A 23,156-nucleotide genomic window follows, 5' to 3' on the forward strand; every position below is an offset into this window, starting at 1 on the left:
CCCCCCCACGGCGGGGCCGCCGGCCCGAGGCGCGGCGCGGTCCGGGAGAACGACGACGGGCCGCTCCCGGACGTGGTGTCCGGGAGCGGCCCGTCGGGGTGCCGGGGTGCGTCAGGCGTCGACGGCGGCCAGGGCGGCCTCGGAGTCGAGGACGCCGGCCACGGCCTGCAGGACGGCGGCGATCTTCATCGAGGCCTGGATGACCTCGCGCTCGACGCCGGCCTTGCGCAGGACGGCCTCGTGCGAGTCGAGGCACTGGCCGCAGCCGTTGATGGCCGAGACCGCGAAGCACCAGAGCTCGAAGTCGATCTTCTCGACGCCCGGGGTGCCGATGATGTTCATCCGCAGACCGGCCCGCATCGTGCTGTACTCCTTGTCGGAGAGCAGGTGCAGCGTCCGGTAGTAGACGTTGTTCATCCCCATGATCGCGGCCGCGCCCTTGGCGGCGGTGTACGCCTCCGGGGAGAGGTTGGCCTTGGCCTCGGGCTCCAGCTCGCGCAGCAGGCCGGGGCTGCGGGTGGCCATCGCGCAGGACAGCACGGTGCCCCAGAGCTGCTGGGCGGGGAGGTCGGAGTTGCCGATGACCGAGCCCAGGTTGAGCTTGAGGTCCTTGGCGTAGTCCGGGAGGGCGGCCTTCAGGTCGTCGAGGGCCATGGGTCAGCCCGCCAGCAGGGCCTGGGCGTCGAGGGTGTCCTCGCCCTTGCTCCAGTTGCACGGGCACAGCTCGTCGGTCTGCAGGGCGTCCAGCACCCGCAGGACCTCCTTGGGGTTACGGCCGACGGAGCCAGCGGTCACCATGACGAACTGGATCTCGTTGTTCGGGTCCACGATGAAGACGGCGCGCTGGGCGGTACCGTCCTCGCCCTCCACGCCGCAGGCGCGCATCAGGTCGTGCTTGACGTCGGCCAGCATCGGGAACGGCAGGTCGCGCAGGTCCTTGTGGTCCTTGCGCCAGGCGTGGTGCACGAACTCGGAGTCGCCGGAGACGCCGAGGATCTGGGCGTCGCGGTCGGCGAACTCGTCGTTCAGCTTGCCGAACGCGGCGATCTCGGTCGGGCAGACGAAGGTGAAGTCCATCGGCCAGAAGAAGACGACCTTCCACTTGCCCTCGTAGGACTTGTGGTTGATGTCGGCGAAGGCACTCGCGGCGTCCAGGTCGACACAGGCCTTGAGGTCGAACTCGGGGAACTTGTCACCAATCGTGAGCACGTTCGCTTCTCCTGAAGTGAGGTGAGGGGAGTTTGTCCGGAATCCGGACACCACTCACAGTTCCACATCGTGGACTGATCAGGGAAATAGCTACACTGGATGTGTCTGATCGGAGATTGTTATCAGTACCGAATCCCCCATGTCGCGGCCGGGTCCCCGCAGGAAGGCCGGCGCCAAGGCCGCCCCGACTGTGGCGAGCGCCACAGTCCGCAGCCCCCGCACCCCGACGGTCGCCCAGCTCCGGGCCTTCGTCGCGGTGGCCGAGCACCGGCACTTCCGTGAGGCCGCCGCCGCCACCGGGACCAGCCAACCGGCACTGTCAGGGGCGGTCGCGGCGCTGGAGGAGTCGCTCGGCGCGCAACTGGTCGAGCGTACGACGCGCAAGGTGATTGTCACCCCACTGGGGGAGCGTGTGCACCAGCACGCCCGCCGGGTGCTCGCCTCCCTCCAGGCCCTCACCGAGGAGGTCGAGGCCGCCCGCCGCCCGTTCACCGGGCCGCTCCACCTGGGCGTCATCCCGACCGTCGCGCCCTACCTGCTGCCCACCGTGCTGCGGCTGGTCCGCGACGGCTTCCCGGAGCTGGAGCTGCACGTCCACGAGGAGCGCACCTCCTCACTGCTGGAGGGCCTGGCCGCCGGGCGGCTGGACGTCCTGCTGCTCGCGCTGCCGGCCGGCGGGGCTTCGCCGACCAGGGACATCCCGCTGTTCGACGAGGACTTCGTGCTGCTCACTCCGCCCGGCCACCCGCTCGCCGGACGGATCGACGTGCCGCGCGACGTGCTGCTCGACCTGGACGTGCTGCTGCTGGAGGAGGGCCACTGCCTGCGCGACCAGGCGCTGGACATCTGCCGCGAGGTCGGCGTCGACCCGACGGGTTCGACCACCCGCGCGGCCGGCCTGTCCACCCTGGTCCAGCTGGTGGCCGGCGGCCTCGGAGTGACCCTGCTGCCCGCCACCGCGCTGGACGTCGAAGCCGGACGCACCGACCGGCTGGCCGCCGTCCGCTTCGCCGCCCCGGCCCCCGGCCGCCGGATCGGGCTGGCCGTCCGGCCGGGCTCGGCCCGCAACGCCGAGTACGAGCGCTTCGCGGCGGCGCTGCGCGAGGTGCTGGTGGAGCTTCCGGTCCGGATCGTCTCCTGAGGCCCGTCCCCGGCGGGCGTTACGGCGTGGGCCGGCCCACCGCCGGGGTGCCCAGGCAGAGCCCGACGGTCGTCGCGACCAGCAGCTCCAGTGCCTCCACGGTGTCCGGTCCCGGCCGGTCCCCGGGGCTGCGCAGGGCGAGGTGGCGGGCCGTCAGTCCGTCGAAACCACTGAGGAAGTGGACGGCGATCCGGTGGGCGGGCACGGCCAGGGCCAGGCCGTGGGCGGCCGCGAGGGCGCCGATCATCTCGGTGGCGGTGCCCTCGATGTCGTGCTGGAGCCCGAGCATGATCTCCCGCATGTCCGGGTCGCGCATCGCCAGCGCCTCGAACTCGCTCAGCAGCACGCAGCGCCCGTGCTCGCCGGTGGTGGCCTCCCAGAGCGCGTGCACCAGGGTGCGGACCTGCTCGCCGAACGCGCCGTCGCCGGGGGAGGCGGCGCGCACCTCGCCGACGAAGTCGGACTTCAGCTGCTCGACGACCGCCCGGTAGAGGTCCTTCTTGGTGCCGAAGGTGTAGTGCACCGTCGCCTGCGCCACGCCCAGCTCGGCCGCGATGGCGCGGGTGCTGCCGGCGGCGATTCCTTCCCGGGCCATCAGGTCGATCGCGGCCTGGACCAGTTGGGGTCGGCGCTCGGAGGCGGGGACGTGAGCCATCCAGCCAGGGTAGCGCTACGGTCGGGCAACTGTGTCATGCGATTTTGTCGCCCAACTTTGTCAGCTGACAAAGTTACGTCTACCGTGGGGCGGGTTCCGTCCAGGCAGCCGCCTGTCCGACGACAGACCGAGGGGACCCATGGCCACCTACCTGTACCGACTGGGGCACTTCAGCTTCCGGCGAAGGCGCGCCGTGCTGGCGGTCTGGATCGCCCTGCTGATCGCGGTCGGCGGCGCCGCCGGCGCCTTCGCCGGCAAGACCAGCGACGAGTTCAAGGTGCCGGGCACCGAGGCACAGAGCACGCTGGACCGGATCAAGGACACCTTCCCCGAGCAGGGCCACGGCTCCGCCCAGGTCGTCTTCGCCGCCCCGGCCCCCGGCGGCGCCACCGCCCCGGAGGCGGGCAAGGCGATCGGCGAGGCGGTCGGCCGGATCGCCGCCGTCCCCGGCGTGGCCGCGGTGCCCGACCCGTACGCGACCGGAGCCGTCTCGCCCGACGGCCGGGTCGCGATCGCCCTGGTCTCCTTCGACCACAAGCTCGCCGACGTCACCGACCGGCAGCGCGAGGCCGTGAAGGCCGCCGCCGAGCCGGCCCGCGCGGCCGGGCTGGACGTGGCCTTCGGCGGCGACGCGTACAACCGGATGGCCGAGATCGAGGGCGGCGCCGAGGCGGTCGGCCTGGTGGTCGCCGGGGTGGTCCTGGTGATCACCCTCGGCACGCTGGTCGCCGCCGGGCTGCCGCTGCTGACCGCCCTGGTCGGGATCGGCGTGGCGATGGCCGGGATCCTGGCGCTCTCCGGCTCCTTCGAGATCATCACCACCGCGCCGGTGCTCGCCCTGATGGTCGGCCTCGCGGTCGGCATCGACTACGCGCTGTTCATCGTCTCCCGGCACCGCCGCCACCTGGACGAGGGGCTGGAGCCGGACGAGGCCGCCGCCCGGGCCACCGCGACCGCCGGCAGCGCCGTCGTCTTCGCCGGGCTGACCGTGGTCGTGGCCCTCGCCGGACTGGCCGTCGCGGGCGTCCCGTTCCTCACCGTGATGGGCCTGGCCGCCTCCGCCGCCGTGGTGGTGGCCGTCCTGGTGGCGATCACCCTGCTGCCCGCGCTGCTCGGCTTCGCCGGTCGCCGGATCGACCGGCTGCCGGTCTGGAAGCGGGCACTGCGCACCGGCGGCCGCACCACCCTGGGCGAGCGCTGGGGCCGCTTCGTGGTCCGCCGCCCGCTGCCCGTCCTGCTGGTCGGACTGGCCGGTCTCGGCGCCCTGGCGGTGCCCGCCGCGAGCCTGGACCTGGGCCTGCCGGGCGGCGGTTCGCAGGCCGCGGGGACGGACGCGCGCAAGGCGTACGACCTGGTCGGCGACAGTTTCGGGCCGGGTTTCAACGCGCCGCTGGTGGTCGTGGTGGACGCCGCGGGCGCGCCGCGGCCCGAGCAGGCGGTGCAGGGCGTGGCCGCGGAGCTCCAGACCCTCAAGGGCGTCGGGACGCTGCTGCCGCCGGCCGTCGACCAGGCGAGCGGCACCGCGCTGGTGACCGTCATCCCGCGGACCGGTCCCGACCACGCGGACACCAGGGCGCTGGTCAACGAGATCCGTGACCGGAAGGCGGAGCTGAAGGCGGCGACCGGCGCGGACATCGCCGTCACCGGCACCACGGCCGCCAACATCGACGTCTCCACCAAGCTCGGCCAGGCGCTGCCGCCGTTCCTCGCGGTGATCGTCGGCATCGCGGTGGTGCTGCTGGCGCTGGCGTTCCGCTCGGTGCTCGTCCCGCTCAAGGCGGTGGCCGGCTTCCTGCTCAGCGTCACCGCCTCGCTCGGCGCGGTGGTCGCGGTCTACCAGTGGGGCTGGCTGGACGGGCTGATCGACGTGCCCAAGGTCGGCCCCGTGGTGAGCTTCGTGCCGATCCTGCTGATCGGCGTGCTGTTCGGGCTGGCGATGGACTACGAGCTGTTCCTGGTCTCCGGGATGAAGGAGCAGCACGTCCACGGCGCGGCGCCGCGCGAGGCCGTGGTGGCCGGTGTGCGGAACGGGGCCAGGGTGGTCACCGCGGCCGCGCTGATCATGGTGGCGGTGTTCGGCTCGTTCGTCTTCGGCCACGACCCGATCGTCCAGCCGATCGGCTTCGCCCTCGCGGTGGGCGTGCTGGTGGACGCCTTCGTGGTGCGGATGGCACTGGTGCCGGCCGCGATGGCGCTGTTCGGCAGGGCCGCCTGGTGGTTCCCGAAGCGGCTGGAGAAGGTCGTGCCGCGGGTGGACATGGAGGGCGAGCAGCTGATCGCCCGCCTGGCGGAGCAGGAGCAGCCGGCGAAGGAACCGGCCGGGGTCTGACGGACAGGGCCTGACGGACGGGGGCCGACGGCCCGTACGAGGCGCCCGGTGGGACCGTTCCCGCCGGGCGCGCCGCCGCGACCCGGGCCGGGACCGGGGGTTACGGCTGCGGCAGCCGCTGCTCGAACCAGACCACCTTGCCGGTGCCCAGCCGGGTCGCGCCCCAGCGGTCCGCGGACCGGGCGACTATCTGGAGCCCGCGTCCGCGTTCGTCCTCGGGACCGGTGCGGCGCGGGCGCGGCAGCAGCGGGCTGTCGTCGCCGACCTCGCAGCGCAGCCGGGAGGTGCGCACCAGGCTCAGGGTGACCGGCCGGGTCGCGTGCTGGACGGCGTTGGTCACCAGCTCGCTGACCATCAGCTCGGTCGCCTCGCAGAGCTGGTCCAGCCCCCAGCGGCGCAGCGTGTGCGCGGCCAGCCGGCGGGCCCGGCCCGGCGTCTCGTTGCGCGGCTGGAGGTACCAGTGCGCGACGTCCCCGGCCGGGATGCCGTCGAAGCAGGCGCCGAGCAGGGCGATGTCGTCGCCGCGGTCGCCGGGCGGCAGGATCCGCAGCGCCTCCTGGCACAACTGCTCGGGGGACTGCCAGCGGGCCGCGGCGATCCGGGCGCGGAGCAGCTCCAGGCCGTCGCTGATCGGGCGGGTACGGGTCTCCACCAGGCCGTCGGTGAACAGCAGCAGCGCCGAACCAGGCGGCGCGGGCAGTTCGACCGAGTTGAAGTCCACCCCGCCGACGCCGATCGGCGCCCCGGAGTCCAGCTCCACCAGCTCGGCCGTCCCGTCGGGGCGGACCAGCACCGGCGGGACGTGACCGGCGTTGGCCATCACCACCCGGTTGGCGATCGGGTCGTACACCGCGTACACGCAGGTGGCCAGGTGCTGTTCGCGGCCGAGCCGCTGGGCCTGCTCGTCCAGGTGGTAGAGCACCTCGTGCGGTGGCAGGTCGAGGGCGGCCAGGGTCTGGGCGCTGGTGCGCAGCTGACCCATGATCGCGGCCGAGGTGAGCGAGTGGCCCATCACGTCGCCGACGATCAGGGCGACCCGGTTGCCGGGCAGCGGGACGGCGTCGTACCAGTCGCCGCCGACCTGCGCGCCGCGCTCACCGGGCAGGTAGCGCTGGGCGATCCGCACACCGTGCGACTGCGGCAGGCGCAGCGGCAGCATGCTGCGCTGGAGTTCGTTCGCTATCTCCCACTCGCGGGCGTAGCGCAGCGCGGTGTCCACGGCCAGCCCGGCCTGGGTGGCGAGGTGCGCCGCGGTCGCGGTGTCCGCGGCGTCGAAGACCGGGCGGCCGGTGCGTTCGGGAGGGCGGCGGATCAGTATCAGCAGCCCGAGGACGGCCTTGCGGCCGCGCAGCGGCAGGGCGAGGACGGAGGTGCCGGCCGCCAGCCGGGCCACCCCGCGGGGGCCGTACAGCTCGCGGAGCAGGACCTCGGTGCGCGCGGCGCCCGGGGTGCCGAGGACGGCCGGTTCGGCGGGGCGGCGGCTCAGCAGGGCGTGGGCGAGCGCACCGCCGCGGGTCACCGGGGTGGCCGGGCCGCCGTCGGCGGTGGAGCGGGCGCCGTAGCGGGAGCGCCGCCGGTCGTCCAGACCGCTCGGGCGGCCGCGGCGGCCGATCCGGGTGCCGGTGCTGTGGTGTATCCGCAGCTCCTCGGGGAAGCCGGGCTCGCGTTCCACGTTGGGCAGCGGGTCGCGCAGGTGGACGACGGCGGCGTCGGCGATGGTCGGGACCAGCACCCGGCCGATGTTGCGCAGCGTCGCGGCGAGGTCCAGGGCGCTGTTGATCCGCCGGGTCGCCGAGTCGAGGTACGCCAGGCGGTCCGCCATCTCGGTGCGCTCCGGACGTGCGGCCGTTCGCCTCGCCGGGCCCGCCGGCGCAGCCGGGGCCAGGGTCAGGGCCGGTGTCACGGCCGGGGCCGGGGCCGGGACCTGGCGGCGCTGGCCCGGGACGGCGGTCGGCTGCTCCGCCTCGGTCTTGAGCTGGTCGCGCACGGCTGCCTGTCCTGGATTCGGTGTGGTCGGTGAGCTGTTCTGTTGCGCGGCCGCGGGTGCGGCCTGCTGTCCCGGTTCGATCAGCCGACGCGTCGACAGCACAGGAACAGCTGTTCCTCCGGCGGCAGCGAGGTACTGGCCGGCGCGTACGGATGCCCCGAGCACTCCTCGACGGCGAAGCCGGCCGAGACCAGAACCCGCTCCAGATCCTCCCTCAGATACCCACTGATCCGCAGCTCTCTGCCAAGGAACGGAAGCGGAACGTGATCCAGGTCGGCCTCGACCATACCGAGCGCCAGCAGTCCGTCCGGCCGCAGGAGTTCGCGCAGCCGCCGGAGCACGGTCGGGATCTCGTCCTGGGGCAGGAGGATCAGCGAGAAGAACGCGGTGACGGCGGCGAAGCGGCCCCGGCCGTCCGGCCCCAGTCCGGGGGCGTTCCAGACCCGGTCCGCGCGCTCGGTGGCCAGATCGTACAGGTCGATCCGATGGAACACCGGCGGGAATTCGCCGGGGAAGCCGGTCCGCCCGGCCAGGGTGAGCATCCCGTCGGAGAGGTCCACACCGGTGACCCGGAGCCCGGCGGCGGCCAGCTGGCGGACGGTCGGGTCGCCGGTGCCGCAGCCCACGTCCAGGACCCGGGCGCCGGGTTCGAGCCCGGCGAGCAGCCGCCGGCCGCAGGCCAGCTGTCCGTCCTTGGCGGGGAAGGCCTCGCCGTACCCGTTGCCGATGGTGTCGAAGGCGACCGCCTGCAGGGCCCGGGCCGCACGGCGGCGGCGTACCTCGGGCTCGTCGTCCCCGGCGTCCTCGCCGACGGGGAACGGGTCGGATATCTGTCCGGTCGTCACGTTGCGAGGCACCCTTCCACCCGTGGCCTCCGGTGGCTCCTCCGCGGCCTCTCGGGCCGCTGCCGGTGGCGGTACATCACGCTCTGCGCACCACACGGACGGACTGCACCCCGACGCGTTTCCGGCAGACACTCGTGTGCGTACTGGCATCTGAGAATATGCGTGATCACTGCGCCATGGGGTCCCTTTCCGGCCAACTCGCCGTGCTTGGTCCGGTGTGGCCGGAGTTGCGGAAGCACGAGGGTGCGGGCGGGGTTGTGCGCCGGAGCCCGCACGCCGGACGGCGCGCCTGGAGAGCGTCGATGACCTGCGGTTTCTCCGATCCGTGGGCTGACTATCTGACGTTTATCGAACGTCAATCGGTCCGGTGCACAGTGGAGTCCAGCGCCGGGGAAGCGTTGAGGGCGCTCCCGCAGCCGGGGGGCTGCGGGAGCGCCAGCGCGCGGAACGGGGGAGGTGCTCCGTGGGGGGAACGGAGGCCTTACGGCGCGGGGGGAGAGAGGGGCTCGGTGTGCTGCTGGGAGATGAGGTCCGCCACGGGGGAGGCCTCAGGCACACCGAGCCGAGTGAAGATCGCGTGTGCCTCCTGGAGGCAGGCGAGTCCACGGGCCGGCTGGGCGAGCGTCAACAGGGCCTCGCCCAGCGTGGCGTTCGCCAGCCCCTGGCAGTAGGCGGAGTCCATCTCCTGCCCGATCGCCAGCGACTCGCCGGCCGCCGAGGCCGCCTCGGCGGGCTGCTCGGAGACCAGCAGGGCGGAGGCGAGCCTGGCCAGGGTGTAGCCCTCCCACAGCGAGTTGCGCTGGGTCCGGTACAGCCGGTGCGCCTCCCGCAGGTGCGGCACGGCCTCGCCGCCGGGGAGCACCACGCCCAGCTGGTAGAGGGTCTGGGCGAGCAGCGGACCGTTCCTGGACGCCCTGGCGGCGGCGACGCCCTCCTCGGCGGAGCGGATCGCCGTCCCGGTCATGCCGAGCCGGTGCTGCACCCGGGCCATGTTGCTGACGATCCTGGCCTCGAGGACGGGCGCGGCGACGGCCTGGCTGGTGGCCCTGGCCTGTTCGAGGAACGGCAGCGCCTCCGCCGGACGGTTGCCCACGTTCAGGATCACGCCCAGCATGTTGGCCGTGGCGAGGAGGAGGACGGTCGGTTCGTCCGAGGCCTGGTGCTTCAGGCTCCGGCGGAAGGACTGCTCGGAGCCCTGGAAGTCGCTGGTGACGGACTGGAGGGTGCCGAGGACGAAGTACACCCGGGCGATCCCGGCGGAGTCGTCACGGCGCTGGGCGTCCTCGCCGATGGCCTCCAGGACCCGGAGCACGCGCGGGCCGCGGGTCGGGTCCGGGTCGATGCTGAACAGGTAGTTCAGCAGGTCGATGGCAGCACGTTGCAGGGTTCCGGGGCCGCTCGCCGCCGCCTCGGCGGCGCTGAGCACCAGGGCACCCTCGGTGCCGAGCCAGTCCTGGGCGGCCTGACTCGTCGGCAGGTCGAGACCAGGCGAGGTGAGAGTGGTCAGCAGTTCGGGCAGCTGGTCGTCCGGCTCGATGACCTGTGCCGCGTTGCGCACGGTCGGGATCAGCAGGCCGAGCAGCCGCAGAACCGCCTGCTCCTGCTCCTCGGTGTCCCCGATCCGCTCGTTCTGCCGCTGGGCATAGAGCCGGAGCAGGTCGTGGTAGCGGTAGCGGCCGGGCGTGAAGCACTCCAGCATGTTCGCCTCGACCAGCGCCTCGGCGAGGTCCTCGGCGGTGTACTCGTCCATGCCGAGCAGCGCCGCGGCGGCCGCCAGCGGGATGTCGGGGGAGTCGATCAGGGCGAGCAGCCGAAAGGCGCGGGCCTCGGCCGGGGACAGCTGACCGTAGCCGAGCCCGATGGTGGTCTCCACGGCGAGGTTGCCGAGCTGGAGCTCGTCCAGCCGGCGGCGCTGGTCGGCTAACCGACGGGCCAGGTCGGAGACGCTCCAGCGCGGACGGCTGGCCAGCCGGGCGGCGGCGATGCGGACGGCCAGCGGCAGGAAGCCGCAGGCGGTGATCACTGCCGTGGCGGCCTCCGGCTCGGCGGCGACCCGCTGCTCACCGACGATGGCCGAGAAGAGCGCCAGCGCCTCGTCCGAGGTCAGCTCCTCGACGTCGAAGAGCTGTGCACCCGGGATGCCGGCCAGCCGGGAGCGGCTGGTGGCGAGCACCGCGCAGCCTGAGACGCCTGGGATCAGCGGCCGGATCTGGTCGGCGTCGCGGGCGTTGTCCAGCAGGATGAGCATCCGCCGGTTGGCGAGCAGCGAGCGATAGAGGGCGGAGCGCTGTTCGAGCGAGTCGGGGTTCTCGGTGACGCCGAGCGCGTGCAGGAAGTCACCGAGGACGACGACGGGGTCGGCCGGCGAGGTGCCGGCTCCACGCAGGTCCACGTACAGCTGTCCGTCGGGGAACTCGGCCCGGACCCGGTGGGCGACGTGCACCGCGAGGGTGGTCTTGCCGACGCCGCCGATGCCGGCCAGCGAGGTCACCACCACGGCCTGCCCGGTGGCGTTCATCAGGACCGCGGAGAGGTCACCCACCAGCTCGGTACGGCCGCTGAAGTCCGATACATCAGCCGGGAGTTGGGCCGGGGCCGGGGTTGCGGCCGAGCCGTCGTCGCGGGCGATGGGGGCGGACGAGGCGGAGAGGAGGAGAGCGGGGTCGGCCGCGAGGATGCGTGTGTGCATCGTGGACAGGCCCGCGCCCGGTTCGACCCCGAGTTCCTCGATCAGCAGCTTGCGGGTGTCGGAGTAGACGCCGAGCGCCTCGGCCTGGCGTCCGCAGCGGTACAGCGCCAGCATCAGCAGCTCGCGCAGGCGCTCGCGCAGCGGGTGCTCGGCCGTCAGGTTGTTCAGCTCGCCGACGACCTCCGCGTGCAGGCCGATGTCGAGGGCGGCGGCGCACAGCTCCTCGGCGGCGGTCACCTGGCGTTCGGCGAGCCGGAGCCGCTGGCTGTCGGCGTAGGGGCCGGGGATGCCGGTGAGCGGGCGGCCGCTGAACAGGTCCAGCGCCTGCGCCAGCAGTCGGTGGACCTCGTGCCTGTCGCCGGCGGTCCTGGCGGCGGCGGCCTCGGTGGAGAGCCGTTCGAAGACCGTCAGGTCGAGCGCCTCGCCCGGGATGCGCAGTGCGTACCCGTCGGCGACCGAGACCAGCAGCTCGGCGGGCCGGCGAATCTCCCGGCGGGGCTCGATGACGGAGCGCAGGCGGGAGACATAGGTCCGCAGTGCGGCCACGGCCTGGGCCGGAGGCCGTTCGCCCCAGAGCGCGTCGACCAGGTCCTGCGTGGCGACCGGGCGTCCGGAATGCAGCAGAAGGGCTGTCAGAACGGCTTGCTGCTGGGGGGATCCGAGGGGGACGGGGTTGCCGTCGAGCCAGGCCTGGACCGGGCCGAGGACTTGGAAGCGCAGCGCAGAGGCCTGCGGCGTCTCCCGAAACTCCATGAAGTCCCCCGATGGCCTGTGGTGTCGATTCCGTGAAAGGGCGCTCGGCGGTCCGCCGCGGTGCTTCAGCTTAGGCGGACGGCCGACTCTGCCGGACGGCACCGCAAGTCGCACGATGTTTATCGGACATTTAATCAACCCTACGATACTGTCCCCGCGCCCGTGCCACGGAGGCCGGGCAAGACACATTTGATGACCGAAAGGCGGCCGCCCAATGGCCAACGACCAGAGCGAGAACCCGGTGGCGTCGAAGCCCGAGAACGAGGCGAAGACCGAGGCCCCGGCCGCCGCTGTGGAGGCGGGCAAGGCTGTCGAGGGTGCGGTCACCGCGGCCTCGAACCCGGCCGAGTACGCCGCGCCGACCGACGAGCAGAAGGCGGACATAGAGTCCGGGCTTTTCGGCGACGAGGCCGAGCACGTGGTGGAGCCGACTGCGCCGGCCACCGGTGAGCCGGGCAAGAAGTACGTGCCGGAGAGCGTCGTGGGCGGCCACCCGTAAGCCGTTTCCGGTCGAGTGTCCCCGTGCCCCCGTCCGGGCCGGGGGCACTCGTCTGTTATGTGCGCGTCGCTTCACGCGGCGGGCATGCCGGTGGCCGAAACGTGCCCGTGGTGCACTCATGGTGACCGGCGATATCCGTAACGTGCCCGACGACGGGTACGGGGCGTTCCGGAATTCCGGATTCACCCGGGGGGATTGCGGCGGTCGGAATGTTGCCGTTTGCCTGCGTTTTGCCGAAATCGACGGAGAAGATCGTATTCGGCTGAATCGCCGGGCCCGGGGGCGGGGTCGACCTGGTGCGGTTCGGCGGTCCATTCCCGGCCGCCCGTCTCGGGGCGCAGGTAGTGCTCACCGCCGATGGTGTCCATGTAGATGCCGGTGCGTCCGGTCCTCCGGTCGAGGACGAGTTCACCCACGTGTGGCCGGTAGGCCGGGGCGTTTCGCTGTCGGGTGCTCACCGTGCTGCTCCTCGCTCTGGTCGGCGACTGGCCAGCATCTCTAGAGAAGCTAATATCTCTAGAGATGTCAACGGTCGTCGTATCTGCTTACCGGCGACCGTGGGCGCGCCTACGATTTGTCCCAGGCAGAGGGAGCGGAGATGACCGGCAGCAGTGGCGACAAGCAGCCCAAGTACCAGCGGATCGCCGAAGCGCTGAAGACGGCCATCGACGCCGGCCGGTACCGCGCGGGGGACCGCCTGCCCGGCGAGAACGACCTCATGGACGAGTACGGCGTGGCCCGGATGACCGCCCGTCAGGCGCTGGGCGTGCTGCAGAGCGAGGGCCTCGCCGAGGCGCGCCGCGGCGCCGGGGTGTTCGTCCGGGAGTTCCGGCCGCTGCGCCGGCGCGGCATCCAGCGGCTGGCGCAGGGGCAGTGGGGTTCGGGCCGGTCGATATGGTCGGCGGACATCGACAACCGCAGCCTGGTGGTCGACCAGGTGTCCGTCACCGAGCAGGGCGCGCCCGAGCACGTGGCGCGGGTGCTCGGGGTCGATCCCGGCGCCCCGATGTGCGTGCGGCACCGCCGCTTCGTCCTGGACGGCAAGCCGGTGCTGCTCTCGACCTCGTACCTGCCCGCCGTCCTGGTCGCGGGCACCGCCATCACCCGTGAGGACACCGGCCCCGGCGGCACCTACGCCCGGCTCGCCGAGATCGGCGCCAAGCCCGTGCACTTCCGCGAGGAGGTCCGCTCCCGGATGCCCGGCGCGGAGGAGTCCGCCCGGCTGGAGCTCGCCGCCGGCACCCCGGTCATCCTGATCTGCCGCACCGCCTTCGCCGACGAGGGCCAGGTCGTCGAGCTCAACGAGATGATCCTGGACTCCGCCTCGTACGTCCTGGAGTACGACTTCGACGCCTAGCCGTTCTGACCGCCTGGCCCGCCGGCCGCCCTTCGCTACTGGTAGTGGTAGCGGGCCTTGAGGATCTTCACTTCCTTCTCGTCGGCCCGGTACACCAGTCGGTGCTCGTCGTCGATCCGGCGCGACCAGTAGCCGGCCAGGTCGCCCTTCAGCGGCTCGGGCTTCCCGATCCCGCCGAACGGGTCCCGCTGGATCTCGCCGACGAGGCGGGTGATCCGTTGGGCCATCTTCCGGTTCGATCCGAGCCGGAAGAGGAAGTCCTCCCAGGCGTCCGGGTCGAAGTGGACGCTCCTCACACCTCACCCGCCAGTGCTTCCAGCTCCTCCACGGTCCTGCTGACGCCCGGGTGGCCGGCCCTGTCCCGGGCGACGGCCTCCATGAGCCTCCGCGCGTTGGCGGGAGAGCGCAGCAGGTGGATCGTCTCCTGCCACGAGTCGTAGTCCTCGGCGGACATCAGGACGGCGTCCCCGCCCTTGGAGGTGATCCTTATCGGCGCGTGGTCGTCGTTGACCTTCTTGATCAACGGAAAGAGCTGGGTGCGTGCTTCGCTCGCGCTGATCGCCATCGGAGCGCCCTTCGTGTCCGTACCGGATTCCCGTACCCCGATGGTGCGAGTATCCGGTACCGGATGCCACGCCGATGTGCCGACAAGAAGCCCGCCCCGGCCGCAGGGGCGGCCGGGGCGGGGGTGAGGGAGCGGGGCGGGCTACTCCTTGGAGCGGATCCGCAGGCTGGTGATCAGCGGGCCCTCGGTGGTCTCGCGGAAGAAGTCGTTGCCCTTGTCGTCGACGACGATGAAGGCCGGGAAGTCCTCGACCTCGATGCGCCAGACCGCCTCCATGCCCAGCTCGGCGTACTCCAGCACCTCGACCTTCTTGATGCAGTCCTGGGCGAGGCGGGCGGCCGGGCCGCCGATCGAGCCGAGGTAGAAGCCGCCGTGCTCGGCGCAGGCGTCGGTGACCTGCTTGCTGCGGTTGCCCTTGGCCAGCATGACCATCGAGCCGCCGGCCGCCTGGAACTGGTCGACGTAGGAGTCCATCCGGCCGGCCGTGGTCGGGCCGAAGGAGCCGGAGGCGTAGCCCTCGGGGGTCTTGGCCGGGCCCGCGTAGTAGACCGGGTGGTCCTGGAGGTACTTGGGCATGCCCTCGCCGGCGTCCAGGCGCTCCTTGATCTTGGCGTGGGCGATGTCGCGGGCGACCACCAGGGTGCCGGTGAGCGAGAGCCGGGTCTTCACCGGGTACTTGGACAGCTCGGCGCGGATCGCGGACATCGGCTGGTCGAGGTCGACGCGCACCACGTCGTCGTCCAGGTGTTCGTCGGTGGTGTCCGGCAGGTACTTCGCCGGGTCGGTCTCCAGCTGCTCCAGGAACACGCCCTCGGCGGTGATCTTGCCGAGCGCCTGGCGGTCGGCGGAGCAGGAGACGGCCATCGCGACCGGCAGCGAGGCGCCGTGGCGGGGCAGCCGCACCACGCGCACGTCGTGGCAGAAGTACTTGCCGCCGAACTGGGCGCCGATGCCGATCTTCTGGGTCAGCTCGGTGACCTTGGCCTCCAGCTCCAGGTCACGGAAGCCGTGGCCGGTCTTCGCGTCGCCCGAGGTCGGCAGGCTGTCCAGGTAGTGCGCCGAGGCGTACTTGGCGGTCTTCAGCGCGAACTCGGCGCTGGTGCCGCCGATCACGATGGCCAGGTGGTACGGCGGGCAGGCCGCGGTGCCCAGCGAGCGGATCTTCTGCTCCAGGAACGAGAGCATGCTCGCCTCGTTCAGGATGGCCTTGGTCTCCTGGTACAGGTACGACTTGTTGGCGGAGCCGCCGCCCTTGGCCATGAACAGGAACTTGTACGCGTCGCCGTCGGTGGCGTACAGCTCGATCTGGGCCGGCAGGTTGTTGCCGGTGTTCTTCTCGTCCCACATGGTCACCGGGGCCATCTGGGAGTAGCGCAGGTTGAGCTTGGTGTACGCGTCGAAGACGCCGCGCGCGATGGCGGACTCGTCGCCGCCCTCGGTCAGCACGTTCTGGCCGCGCTTGCCCATGACGATCGCGGTGCCGGTGTCCTGGCACATCGGGAGGATGCCGCCGGCCGAGATGTTGACGTTCTTCAGCAGGTCGAGCGCGACGAAGCGGTCGTTGGGGCTGGCCTCCGGGTCGTCCAGGATGCGGCGCAGCTGGGCGAGGTGGGCGGGGCGCAGGTAGTGCGAGATGTCGTGCATCGCCTCGGCCGTCAGCAGCCGCAGCGCCTCGGGCTCGATCTGGAGGAAGGTGCGACCGCCCGCCTCGAAGGTGGAGACACCCTCGGAGGTCAGCTTGCGGTACGGGGTCGGGTCAGCGCCCAGGGGGAGCAGGTCGCTGTACTCGAAGTCTGGCGTGGGAGCCATGGGGGCGGTCCTTAGGTGTCCAGTTGGTCCGGCTGCGTCGGCGAAGCACCATCCAGGGTAGGACCCGGCGGAAGTCGGCATGCGGACAGGTCGGCCTTGCGTGACCGGGCTCACTCGCGCCCCAGTTCGAGCGACTAGGCTGACCCCGTGGAAAACTCGCCGTCGCAGGACGATCCGGGGCAGCCTCTGGTGCCGGCGCCCGTACCGATGACCAAACCCGAACCCAAGCCCGTACTCAGGCCCGAGGGCGGGGCCGCGGCGGCGCCACGGCCGCACGCGCCGGTCGCGGAGGCGGAGCTGCGCGTCTCCGACGCCGACCGCGAGAAGGTCGCCGAGCTGCTGCGGGACGCCTACGCCGAGGGCCGGCTGGACGCCGACGAGCACGCGGAGCGCATCGAGGCCGCCTACGCCGCGAAGACCTTCGGGGACCTCGCGCCGCTGACCAGGGACCTGCCGGCCCGTCCGCTGTCCTTCGAGAAGCCGCCGCTGAACGCCCCGCAGGCGCCGCCGCAGCCGCCCGCGCGCCAGGAGTCCCCGTGGGTGGTGGCCGTCTTCGGCGGCGCGTCCCGGAAGGGCCGCTGGCGGGTGGGCTCGAAGCTGAGCGCCTTCGCCGCGTTCGGCGGGGTGGAGATCGACCTGGGCGACGCCGTGTTCGAGTCTCCCGAGGTGGAGATCACCGTCATGGCGATGTTCGGCGGGGTCGACGTCCGGGTGCCGGAGAACGTCAGCCTGCACGGCAGCGGGATCGGCCTGTTCGGCGGCTTCGACGTCCGGGAGCAGACCGCGGCGGACCCGTACGCTCCGGTTGTCCGAGTCAAGGGCCTTGCCCTGTTCGGCGGTTGCACCGCCAAGCCGCGCCGCGGCAAGAAGCTGAAGGAGTGGGTGCGCCGCCAACTCGGCACCGACTGAGCACCATTGACCTGCACGGCGCCCGGCCGGGGAGCAACTCCCGGCCGGGCGCTCGGCGTTGCGGCCGGTGCGCTGCGTAGTCGTTTGCGTGCAGTGTGCATGAATCGCGGCCGGGCGGGGTAGTTCCTTCCGCACATCGCTTCTTGTACGGCTGCGCACCGGAGGCGGCCGAGCGGCCGTGCCGGGGTTGGACAGCGGGGGCTCGCAGCCGGCAGCGGAGCGAGGGGTCCCCGTGTCCGAGAGCCTCGTCAGGAGTACGGCCGTGCTGCATCCGATCGAGTCCCGCACCACCTCGCCAGTCGCCGCCGCGCAGGTGCTGGAGCGCCGCCCCGGCGTCCGGCCGCAGCCGCAGCCCCCGGGCGGTCCGGCCGGTGCCCCCGCGGGCGACGACAATCCCTGGCACACCGGCGCGGCGTGCCGGCGGGACGAGGTGGGGCTGTTCTTCGCGCCCTCCAAGGAGCCGACGGCGGCCCGGTTGTCGCGCGAGGAGCAGGCCAAACAGGTGTGCGCCCGCTGCCCGGTGCTGCTGGAGTGCCGCGAGCACGCGCTGGCCCAGCCGGAGCCGTACGGGGTCTGGGGCGGGCTGACGGCCGCCGAGCGGCGGGTGGTGCTGGCCCGGCGTCGCCGCCGGGACACGGAGCTGCGCGAGGCGGCCAGGGTGGCGGCGGCCGCGCGGCGCCGGATAGCCGGGTGACGGCGGGTCCGAGAGGGGACGGAGGACGCGCCGCGGCCCCGGCGGAGGGGGATTCCGCCGGGGCCGCGAAGCGCGTTCTTCCGGGCCTCAGTTGGCGCGGTCGAAGTCGATCGCGCTGTACGCCCGCAGCTTCGAGAGCTTGTGGGTGGAGTTGATCTCGCGGATGGTGCCGCTCTTGGAGCGCATCACCAGCGAGCTGGTGGTGGCGGTCTCCGAGCGGTAGTGCACGCCGCGCAGCAGCTCGCCGTCGGTGATGCCGGTGGCGACGAAGAACACGTTCTCGCCGCTGACCAGGTCGTCGGTGGTGAGCACCCGGTCCAGGTCGTGGCCGGCGTCCAGGGCCTTCTGCCGCTCGGCGTCGTCCTTGGGCCACAGTCGGCCCTGGATGACGCCGCCCATGCACTTCATCGCGCAGGCCGCGATGATGCCCTCGGGGGTGCCGCCGACGCCCATCAGCAGGTCGACGCCGGTGCCCTCGCGGGCGGCCATGATGGCGCCGGCCACGTCGCCGTCCGAGATGAACTTGATCCGGGCGCCCGCCTCGCGGATCTCCCGGACCAGGCTGTCGTGGCGCGGGCGGTCGAGCACGACGACGGTGACGTCCTCGACGGCGCTGCCCTTGGCCTTGGCGACCCTGCGGATGTTGACCGCCGGCGGGGCGGTGATGTCGACGAACTCGGCCGCCTCGGGGCCGGCCACCAGCTTGTCCATGTAGAACACGGCGCTGGGGTCGAACATGGTGCCGCGGTCGGCGACGGCCAGCACGGCCACCGCGTTGTTCATGCCCTTGGCGGTCAGCGTGGTGCCGTCCACCGGGTCCACCGCGACGTCGCACTCGGCGCCGGTGCCGTCGCCGACCCGCTCGCCGTTGTAGAGCATCGGGGCTTCGTCCTTCTCGCCTTCGCCGATGACGACGATGCCGTTCATCGAGACGGTCGAGACGAGGGTGCGCATCGCCTTGACGGCGGCGCCGTCCGCGCCGTTCTTGTCGCCACGTCCGACCCACCGGCCGGCGGCCATCGCGGCCGCCTCGGTGACCCTGACGAGTTCGAGCGCGAGGTTCCGGTCGGGAGCCTCCGGCGCGACCTCCAGGGCACTGGGAAGGTGGTGAGGGTACTGCGCGGTCATCGTCGTTACCTCTCTGTACGCGACGGCCAGTAAGCGCCCGACTACTGCCTGGTCGAACGCCGTGGTGAGGGTCCTGCGATCGTATCTGCCCACGAGATGACTGTCTGTGGCGCGGGTCGCTGCCCCGGGCGGAAACCACCGTTTCGTTCCGTTTCACCCGTGCGTGAACCCCCCTGGTGAGTGTCGCGTGATGTGGATGAGTCACCATGTGGGGGTGGCAGCAGACAACAAGGGCATGAGGGGCCGGCAGACCGTACGGGACATGGTCCTGTCGATGCTGGCGGTCGGTTTCGTCGTCTGGATCGGATACCTGTTCCTCCCGCACGACGCCAGCGGCGACCCGGTGCACGCGGTCGAGTACAAGGTGGCGGCGGCCTCGGCCAAGCGTGCCGCGCCGTATCCGCTGCTCTCCCCCGAGGGGCTGCCGGACAAGTGGCGGGCCACCTCGGTCAGCTACCGGCCGGCCGACATGAACAACGGCAAGGGCAACGCCTGGCACCTGGGTTTCGTGACCCCCTCGGGCCAGTACGCGGCGATCGAGCAGAGCGACGTGAAGCGCGACGCGCTGGTGGCCGACTACGTCACGGGCGCCAAGCCGGACGGCACCTCCGACGTGTCCGGCCGCAGCTGGGACCGGGTGCGGGGCGAGAAGGCCCGCGCGCTGGCCGCCCAGACCGGCTCCGGGACCACCCTGCTCACCGGCACCGCCTCCTACGAGGAGCTGGCCGAGCTGGCGCAGGCGCTCAAGTAGCCCCGCCCCCGCGCCGGGTCCTCGCGCGCCGGGTTCTCCTCCCGCGCACGCCGAAGGGCCCCGCACCGGACGAACCGGTGCGGGGCCCTTCGCGCGGGACGGGTCAGACCGTGGTGACGACCTCGTCGTAGGCCAGGCGCGGCGAACGCGGGAACCAGGCCTCCTCGCCCGGCTTGCCGATGTTGACCACGGCCAGCACCGAGTGCTCGCCGTTGCCGAAGAACTCCTTGTTGAGGCCCGCGGCGTCGTAGCCGGTCATCGGGCCGGCGGCCAGGCCGGCGGCGCGCACGCCGATGATGAAGTAGGCGGCCTGGAGGGCGCCGTTCAGCGTGGCGGACTGCTCACGGACGCTGCGCTCCGTGAAGAACATGTCCTTGGCCTGCGGGAAGTGCGGGAGCTGGGTCGGCAGCTCCTCGTGGAACTCGTTGTCCGCGGCCAGGATGGCGACCAGCGGCGCGGCGGAGGTCTTGGCCTTGTTGCCGTCCGCCATGTGCTGGACGAGGCGCTCGCGGCCCTCGGCCGAGCGGACCAGGACGACGCGCAGCGGCTGCTGGTTGAAGGCGGTCGGGCCGAACTTCACCAGCTCGTAGATGGCCTGGATCTGCTCCTCGGAGACGGGCTCCTCGGTGAAGGTGTTCGCGGTGCGGGCCTCACGGAACAGCAGGTCCTGAGCGGCGGCGTCGAGTACCAGGGCGTCGGTGGTCATGCTTCTGCACCTCAAGCGGAATTGGGGTTCGTCGGTGTGATCGGCCGTGGCCGTTCACTTCCACCAACATAGGTGAATATTCAACGATTCCCCAAGTCAGTGTGACCCACGTCACTCGCCGCCCCGGGCCCCGTCCTCCTCGGCGGCCAGCGCGGCGTCCAGCCGGGCCCGGGCGCCGTCCAGCCAGCGCTGGCACACCTTGGCCAGCTGCTCGCCGCGCTCCCACAGGGCCAGCGACTCCTCCAGCGATGTCCCGCCGGTCTCCAGCTGCCGGACGACCTCCAGCAGCGCGTCCCTGGCGTGCTCGTAGCCCAGCGCGTCGTCCGGGTTCGGTGCCGCCGTCGCGTCCTGCTGTTCCTGCTGCTCTGCCATGCGTGCCAGCGTAGGGGCTCGGGCCGACACTCCCCAGCCCCCGCGTCCCCAGCCCCCCGCGTCGCCGGCTACCCGGGCGCCACGGTGACGTCGAAGCCGCCGCCCGCCACCCTGGCGTGCAGCCCCTCGCCGGGAGCGGCCTGCGCCGGGTCGGTCACCACCGTGCCGTCCGCCCGCTGGAGCACCGCGTAGCCGCGCTCCAGGGTGGCCGCCGGGGAGAGCGCGACCACCCTGGCCAGGGTGTGCCCGAGGTCGCTCTGGGCGTGGTCCAGCCGGTGCCGCAGGGTGCGCCTGGCCCGCTCCAGCAGGCCGTCCACCTCCTGCCCGCGGCCGTCCAGCATCCGGTGCGGGGCGGCCAGCGACGGGCGGCTGCGCAGCCCGTCCAGCCCGTGCTGCTCGCGCTCGACCCGGGACAGCACGTGCCGGCGGGCGCGGTCGCGCAGCTGGCGGACCTTGGCCAGCTCCTCGCCGACGTCGGGAACCACCCGTTTGGCCGCGTCGGTCGGGGTGGAGGCGCGCAGGTCGGCGACGAAGTCCAGCAGTGGCTGGTCCGGCTCGTGCCCGATCGCGCTCACCACCGGCGTACGGGCGGCCGCGACCAGCCGCACCAGCCCCTCGTCCGAGAACGGCAGCAGGTCCTCCACGCTGCCGCCGCCGCGGGCCACGATGATCACGTCCACCTCGGGGTGCTCGTCCAGCTCCCGCACGGCCGCACTCACCCGCTCCACCGCGCTGACCCCCTGCACCGGGACGTTGCGGACCTCGAAGCGGACGGCCGGCCAGCGCCGCCTGGCGTTCTCCAGGACGTCCCGCTCGGCCGCCGAGTCGCGCCCGGTGACCAGCCCCACGCACTGCGGCAGGAACGGCAGCGCCCGCTTGCGCTCGGCCGCGAACAGGCCCTCCCCGGCCAGCCGCCGCTTCAGCTGCTCCAGCCGGGCCAGCAGCTCGCCCAGGCCCACCGGCCGGATCTCCGAGGCGCGCAGCGACAGCTGCCCGCGCGCCGCGTACCACTCCGGCTTGGCGTGCACGACGACCCGCGCGCCCTCCTGCACCACGTCCGCGACCTGGTCGAACACCGAGCGGAAGCAGGTCACGGTGAGCGACACGTCCGCCTGCGGGTCGCGCAGGGTCAGGAACACCACACCCGCCCCCGGACGGCGGCTGAGCTGGGTGATCTGGCCCTCCACCCAGACCGCGCCGAGCCGGTCGATCCAGCCGCCGATCAGCGCGGAGACCTTGCCGACCGGGAGCGGCGCTTCGGGGGAGCTGGTGTTGGCCATGCGTACGAGGCTAGCGGCGTCCGCCGACACGGCCGAGACCGCCGCGGCCTCCGGTCCGGCCCCGGTCGCCGCCGCCCCGGCCGCGGCTACGGCTGCCGGCGCCCGCCGGCCCGGGTGCCCGGGGTGCCGCCCCGGCCGGTGGCACCCTGGACGGCCAGCACCACCAGGCCGGCCGCCAGCCAGACCAGCCCGACGATCTGCGCGGTGGCCGAGGCCTCGTACACCACCGCCCCGATCACCGCGATCCCCAGCACCGGCACGACCAGGTGCCGCAGCCACCGCCGCGAGCCGTGCCGCACCGTGTACCAGCCGATCACCGAGGCGTGCAGCAGCGCGAAGGCGGTCAGCGCGCCCACGTTCACCACCGAGGTGAGCTGGTCCAGGCCGTCGTCCCGGTTCGCCGCCCAGACCGCCGCCGCCATGGTGATCACCGCGGCCGCCAGCAGCGCCCGGCGCGGCACCGCGCTGGCCGGGTCGACCGAGCCGAGGACGCGCGGCAGCCGTCCGTCCCGGCCCATCGCGTAGACCAGCCGCCCGGCCGCGGCCTGCCCGGCCAGGGCCGCGAAGGCCGCGCCGACCGCCTTGCCCGCCGCCACCAGCACGTGCAGCCAGTGCCCGACGCCGCTCTCCACGGTGTCGTAGAAGGCCGAGCCCTGCGCCACCGGGTCGGCGGCCAGCTGCTCCGGGCCGGTCGGCTCCAGCAGCGCCGCCAGGTAGGTCTGGGCGACGAACAGCACCCCGGCCAGCGCCAGGCACCAGAGCACCGCCCTGGCCACCGCCGCCGAGGCGCCGACCGCCTCCTCCACGAAGGTGGCGATCGCGTCGAAGCCCAGGTACGAGAGCACCGCGACGGACACCGCCGAGATCACCGCGGTCAGCGAGAAGTCCCCGACGGCGGTGAACGGGGTGTCCCAGCCGCGCTGGGCCCCGCCCTGGGCCAGTGCCACCACGGCCGCGGCCACGAACACCGCCAGCACCAGGATCTCCATCGCGAGCACCGCGAAGCCGACCGCCGCCGCCGTCCGCACCCCGACCAGGTTGAGCGCGGTGGTCACCACCACCGCGAGCGCCGTCCACACCCAGCGCGAGACGTCCGGGACCAGGGAGTTCAGCGCGATCCCGGAGAACAGGTAGGCCACCGCGGGGATCAGCAGGTAGTCGAGCATCGCCATCCAGCCGGCGATGAAACCGGGCCCCTCGCCCAGCCCGGCCCGCGCGTAGGCGAACACCGACCCGGTCTGCGGCACCGCGCGGACCATCTGGGCGTACGAGAAGGCGGTGAAGCCCATCGCCACCGTCGCGGCCAGGTACACCGTGGCGACGGCGCCGTGGCTCTTGGCGTCCAGCACACCGAACACGCCGACCGGCGCCATCGGGGCGATGAACAGCAGTCCGTAGACCATCAGATCGCGGACGCCCAGGCTGCGGCGCAGGCCGCTCGGCGTCACCTGCTCGCTCACAGAGCTCATAGACACCAT

Annotated in this window: 22 protein-coding genes; 7 read left to right on the plus strand and 15 right to left on the minus strand. The window is 72.6% G+C overall.

What is annotated here, in order from left to right:
• Window positions 1-111: 111 nt before the first annotated feature.
• A complete protein-coding gene (locus BU198_RS07965) occupies window positions 112-654 on the minus strand; it encodes an alkyl hydroperoxide reductase (RefSeq protein ID WP_188296134.1) in 543 nt (180 codons plus the stop codon).
• A 3-nt stretch (window positions 655-657) separates the two neighbouring features.
• A complete protein-coding gene (locus BU198_RS07970; protein ID WP_188296135.1) occupies window positions 658-1,209 on the minus strand; it encodes a peroxiredoxin in 552 nt (183 codons plus the stop codon).
• Between the two features lie 190 nt (window positions 1,210-1,399).
• Here BU198_RS07970 and BU198_RS07975 point away from each other — a divergent pair, with 190 nt between their 5' ends.
• A complete protein-coding gene (locus tag BU198_RS07975) occupies window positions 1,400-2,350 on the plus strand; it encodes a LysR substrate-binding domain-containing protein (RefSeq protein ID WP_317620016.1) in 951 nt (316 codons plus the stop codon).
• A 19-nt stretch (window positions 2,351-2,369) separates the two neighbouring features.
• Here BU198_RS07975 and BU198_RS07980 read toward each other — a convergent pair whose 3' ends face one another.
• Window positions 2,370-3,005 (minus strand): TetR/AcrR family transcriptional regulator, encoded by a 636-nt coding sequence (locus tag BU198_RS07980; RefSeq protein WP_188296137.1) that lies wholly within the window; start codon window positions 3,003-3,005, stop codon window positions 2,370-2,372.
• Between the two features lie 139 nt (window positions 3,006-3,144).
• Between BU198_RS07980 and BU198_RS07985 the strand changes: the two genes are divergently transcribed.
• Window positions 3,145-5,334, plus strand: coding sequence for an MMPL family transporter (locus BU198_RS07985; RefSeq protein WP_188296138.1), 2,190 nt, complete (start codon window positions 3,145-3,147; stop codon window positions 5,332-5,334).
• Window positions 5,335-5,434: 100 nt separating this feature from the next.
• Here the strand turns inward: BU198_RS07985 and BU198_RS07990 are convergent, their stop codons facing one another.
• The 3 genes from BU198_RS07990 to BU198_RS08000 all read right to left on the minus strand — a co-directional run bounded on the left by BU198_RS07990 (window position 5,435) and on the right by BU198_RS08000 (window position 11,608).
• On the minus strand, window positions 5,435-7,321 hold the full coding sequence (locus BU198_RS07990) for a SpoIIE family protein phosphatase (protein ID WP_188296139.1): 1,887 nt from the start codon (window positions 7,319-7,321) through the stop codon (window positions 5,435-5,437).
• Window positions 7,322-7,401: 80 nt separating this feature from the next.
• The gene (locus BU198_RS07995; protein ID WP_223244095.1) at window positions 7,402-8,073 is read right to left on the minus strand and encodes a methyltransferase domain-containing protein; all 672 of its coding nucleotides are present in this window, start codon (window positions 8,071-8,073) and stop codon (window positions 7,402-7,404) included.
• Window positions 8,074-8,647: 574 nt separating this feature from the next.
• A complete protein-coding gene (locus BU198_RS08000; protein ID WP_188296141.1) occupies window positions 8,648-11,608 on the minus strand; it encodes an AfsR/SARP family transcriptional regulator in 2,961 nt (986 codons plus the stop codon).
• Window positions 11,609-11,822: 214 nt separating this feature from the next.
• On the opposite strand from BU198_RS08000, the gene BU198_RS08005 reads away from it, so the two are divergent.
• On the plus strand, window positions 11,823-12,107 hold the full coding sequence (locus BU198_RS08005) for a hypothetical protein (protein WP_188296142.1): 285 nt from the start codon (window positions 11,823-11,825) through the stop codon (window positions 12,105-12,107).
• Window positions 12,108-12,289: 182 nt separating this feature from the next.
• Here the strand turns inward: BU198_RS08005 and BU198_RS08010 are convergent, their stop codons facing one another.
• Window positions 12,290-12,523 carry a hypothetical protein gene (locus tag BU198_RS08010; RefSeq protein ID WP_188296143.1) on the minus strand — a complete coding sequence of 78 codons (234 nt, stop codon included), beginning with the start codon at window positions 12,521-12,523 and terminating at the stop codon, window positions 12,290-12,292.
• 182 nt (window positions 12,524-12,705) lie between these two features.
• Between BU198_RS08010 and BU198_RS08015 the strand changes: the two genes are divergently transcribed.
• Entirely contained in the window at window positions 12,706-13,464 is a 759-nt protein-coding gene (locus BU198_RS08015) for a GntR family transcriptional regulator (RefSeq protein ID WP_188296144.1), read from the plus strand.
• Window positions 13,465-13,499: 35 nt separating this feature from the next.
• Here the strand turns inward: BU198_RS08015 and BU198_RS08020 are convergent, their stop codons facing one another.
• The 3 genes from BU198_RS08020 to BU198_RS08030 all read right to left on the minus strand — a co-directional run bounded on the left by BU198_RS08020 (window position 13,500) and on the right by BU198_RS08030 (window position 15,838).
• Complete coding sequence (locus BU198_RS08020) at window positions 13,500-13,760, minus strand: Txe/YoeB family addiction module toxin (protein WP_188296145.1); 261 nt, start codon at window positions 13,758-13,760, stop codon at window positions 13,500-13,502.
• Window positions 13,757-14,029, minus strand: a complete 273-nt coding sequence (locus tag BU198_RS08025; RefSeq protein WP_188296146.1) for a type II toxin-antitoxin system Phd/YefM family antitoxin — start codon at window positions 14,027-14,029, stop codon at window positions 13,757-13,759. Before BU198_RS08025 ends, BU198_RS08020 begins: the two co-directional genes overlap by 4 nt.
• A 141-nt stretch (window positions 14,030-14,170) precedes the next feature.
• A complete protein-coding gene (locus tag BU198_RS08030) occupies window positions 14,171-15,838 on the minus strand; it encodes a fumarate hydratase (RefSeq protein ID WP_188296147.1) in 1,668 nt (555 codons plus the stop codon).
• Window positions 15,839-16,045: 207 nt separating this feature from the next.
• Between BU198_RS08030 and BU198_RS08035 the strand changes: the two genes are divergently transcribed.
• Window positions 16,046-16,747: a DUF1707 domain-containing protein gene (locus BU198_RS08035; protein ID WP_188296148.1), complete on the plus strand. Its 702-nt coding sequence runs from the start codon at window positions 16,046-16,048 to the stop codon at window positions 16,745-16,747.
• 316 nt (window positions 16,748-17,063) lie between these two features.
• A complete protein-coding gene (locus BU198_RS08040; protein WP_223244097.1) occupies window positions 17,064-17,441 on the plus strand; it encodes a WhiB family transcriptional regulator in 378 nt (125 codons plus the stop codon).
• An 87-nt stretch (window positions 17,442-17,528) separates the two neighbouring features.
• On the opposite strand, the gene glpX is transcribed toward BU198_RS08040, so the two are convergent.
• Window positions 17,529-18,569 carry a class II fructose-bisphosphatase gene (gene glpX, locus BU198_RS08045; RefSeq protein WP_188296149.1) on the minus strand — a complete coding sequence of 347 codons (1,041 nt, stop codon included), beginning with the start codon at window positions 18,567-18,569 and terminating at the stop codon, window positions 17,529-17,531.
• 214 nt (window positions 18,570-18,783) lie between these two features.
• Between glpX and BU198_RS08050 the strand changes: the two genes are divergently transcribed.
• The gene (locus BU198_RS08050) at window positions 18,784-19,320 is read left to right on the plus strand and encodes a DUF4245 domain-containing protein (RefSeq protein WP_317620017.1); all 537 of its coding nucleotides are present in this window, start codon (window positions 18,784-18,786) and stop codon (window positions 19,318-19,320) included.
• Window positions 19,321-19,423: 103 nt separating this feature from the next.
• On the opposite strand, the gene BU198_RS08055 is transcribed toward BU198_RS08050, so the two are convergent.
• The 4 genes from BU198_RS08055 to BU198_RS08070 form a co-directional block, all read right to left on the minus strand.
• Window positions 19,424-20,026 (minus strand): malonic semialdehyde reductase, encoded by a 603-nt coding sequence (locus BU198_RS08055; protein ID WP_188296150.1) that lies wholly within the window; start codon window positions 20,024-20,026, stop codon window positions 19,424-19,426.
• A gap of 111 nt (window positions 20,027-20,137) precedes the next feature.
• On the minus strand, window positions 20,138-20,398 hold the full coding sequence (locus tag BU198_RS08060; protein WP_188296151.1) for an exodeoxyribonuclease VII small subunit: 261 nt from the start codon (window positions 20,396-20,398) through the stop codon (window positions 20,138-20,140).
• 68 nt (window positions 20,399-20,466) lie between these two features.
• Window positions 20,467-21,678, minus strand: coding sequence for an exodeoxyribonuclease VII large subunit (gene xseA / locus BU198_RS08065; protein WP_188296152.1), 1,212 nt, complete (start codon window positions 21,676-21,678; stop codon window positions 20,467-20,469).
• Window positions 21,679-21,764: 86 nt separating this feature from the next.
• Window positions 21,765-23,147, minus strand: coding sequence for an APC family permease (locus tag BU198_RS08070; protein WP_188296153.1), 1,383 nt, complete (start codon window positions 23,145-23,147; stop codon window positions 21,765-21,767).
• Between the last annotated feature and the right edge of the window lie 9 nt (window positions 23,148-23,156).

The organism is Streptomyces sp. CBMA156, from assembly GCF_014596515.1.
Taxonomy (GTDB): Bacteria; Actinomycetota; Actinomycetes; order Streptomycetales; family Streptomycetaceae; genus Kitasatospora.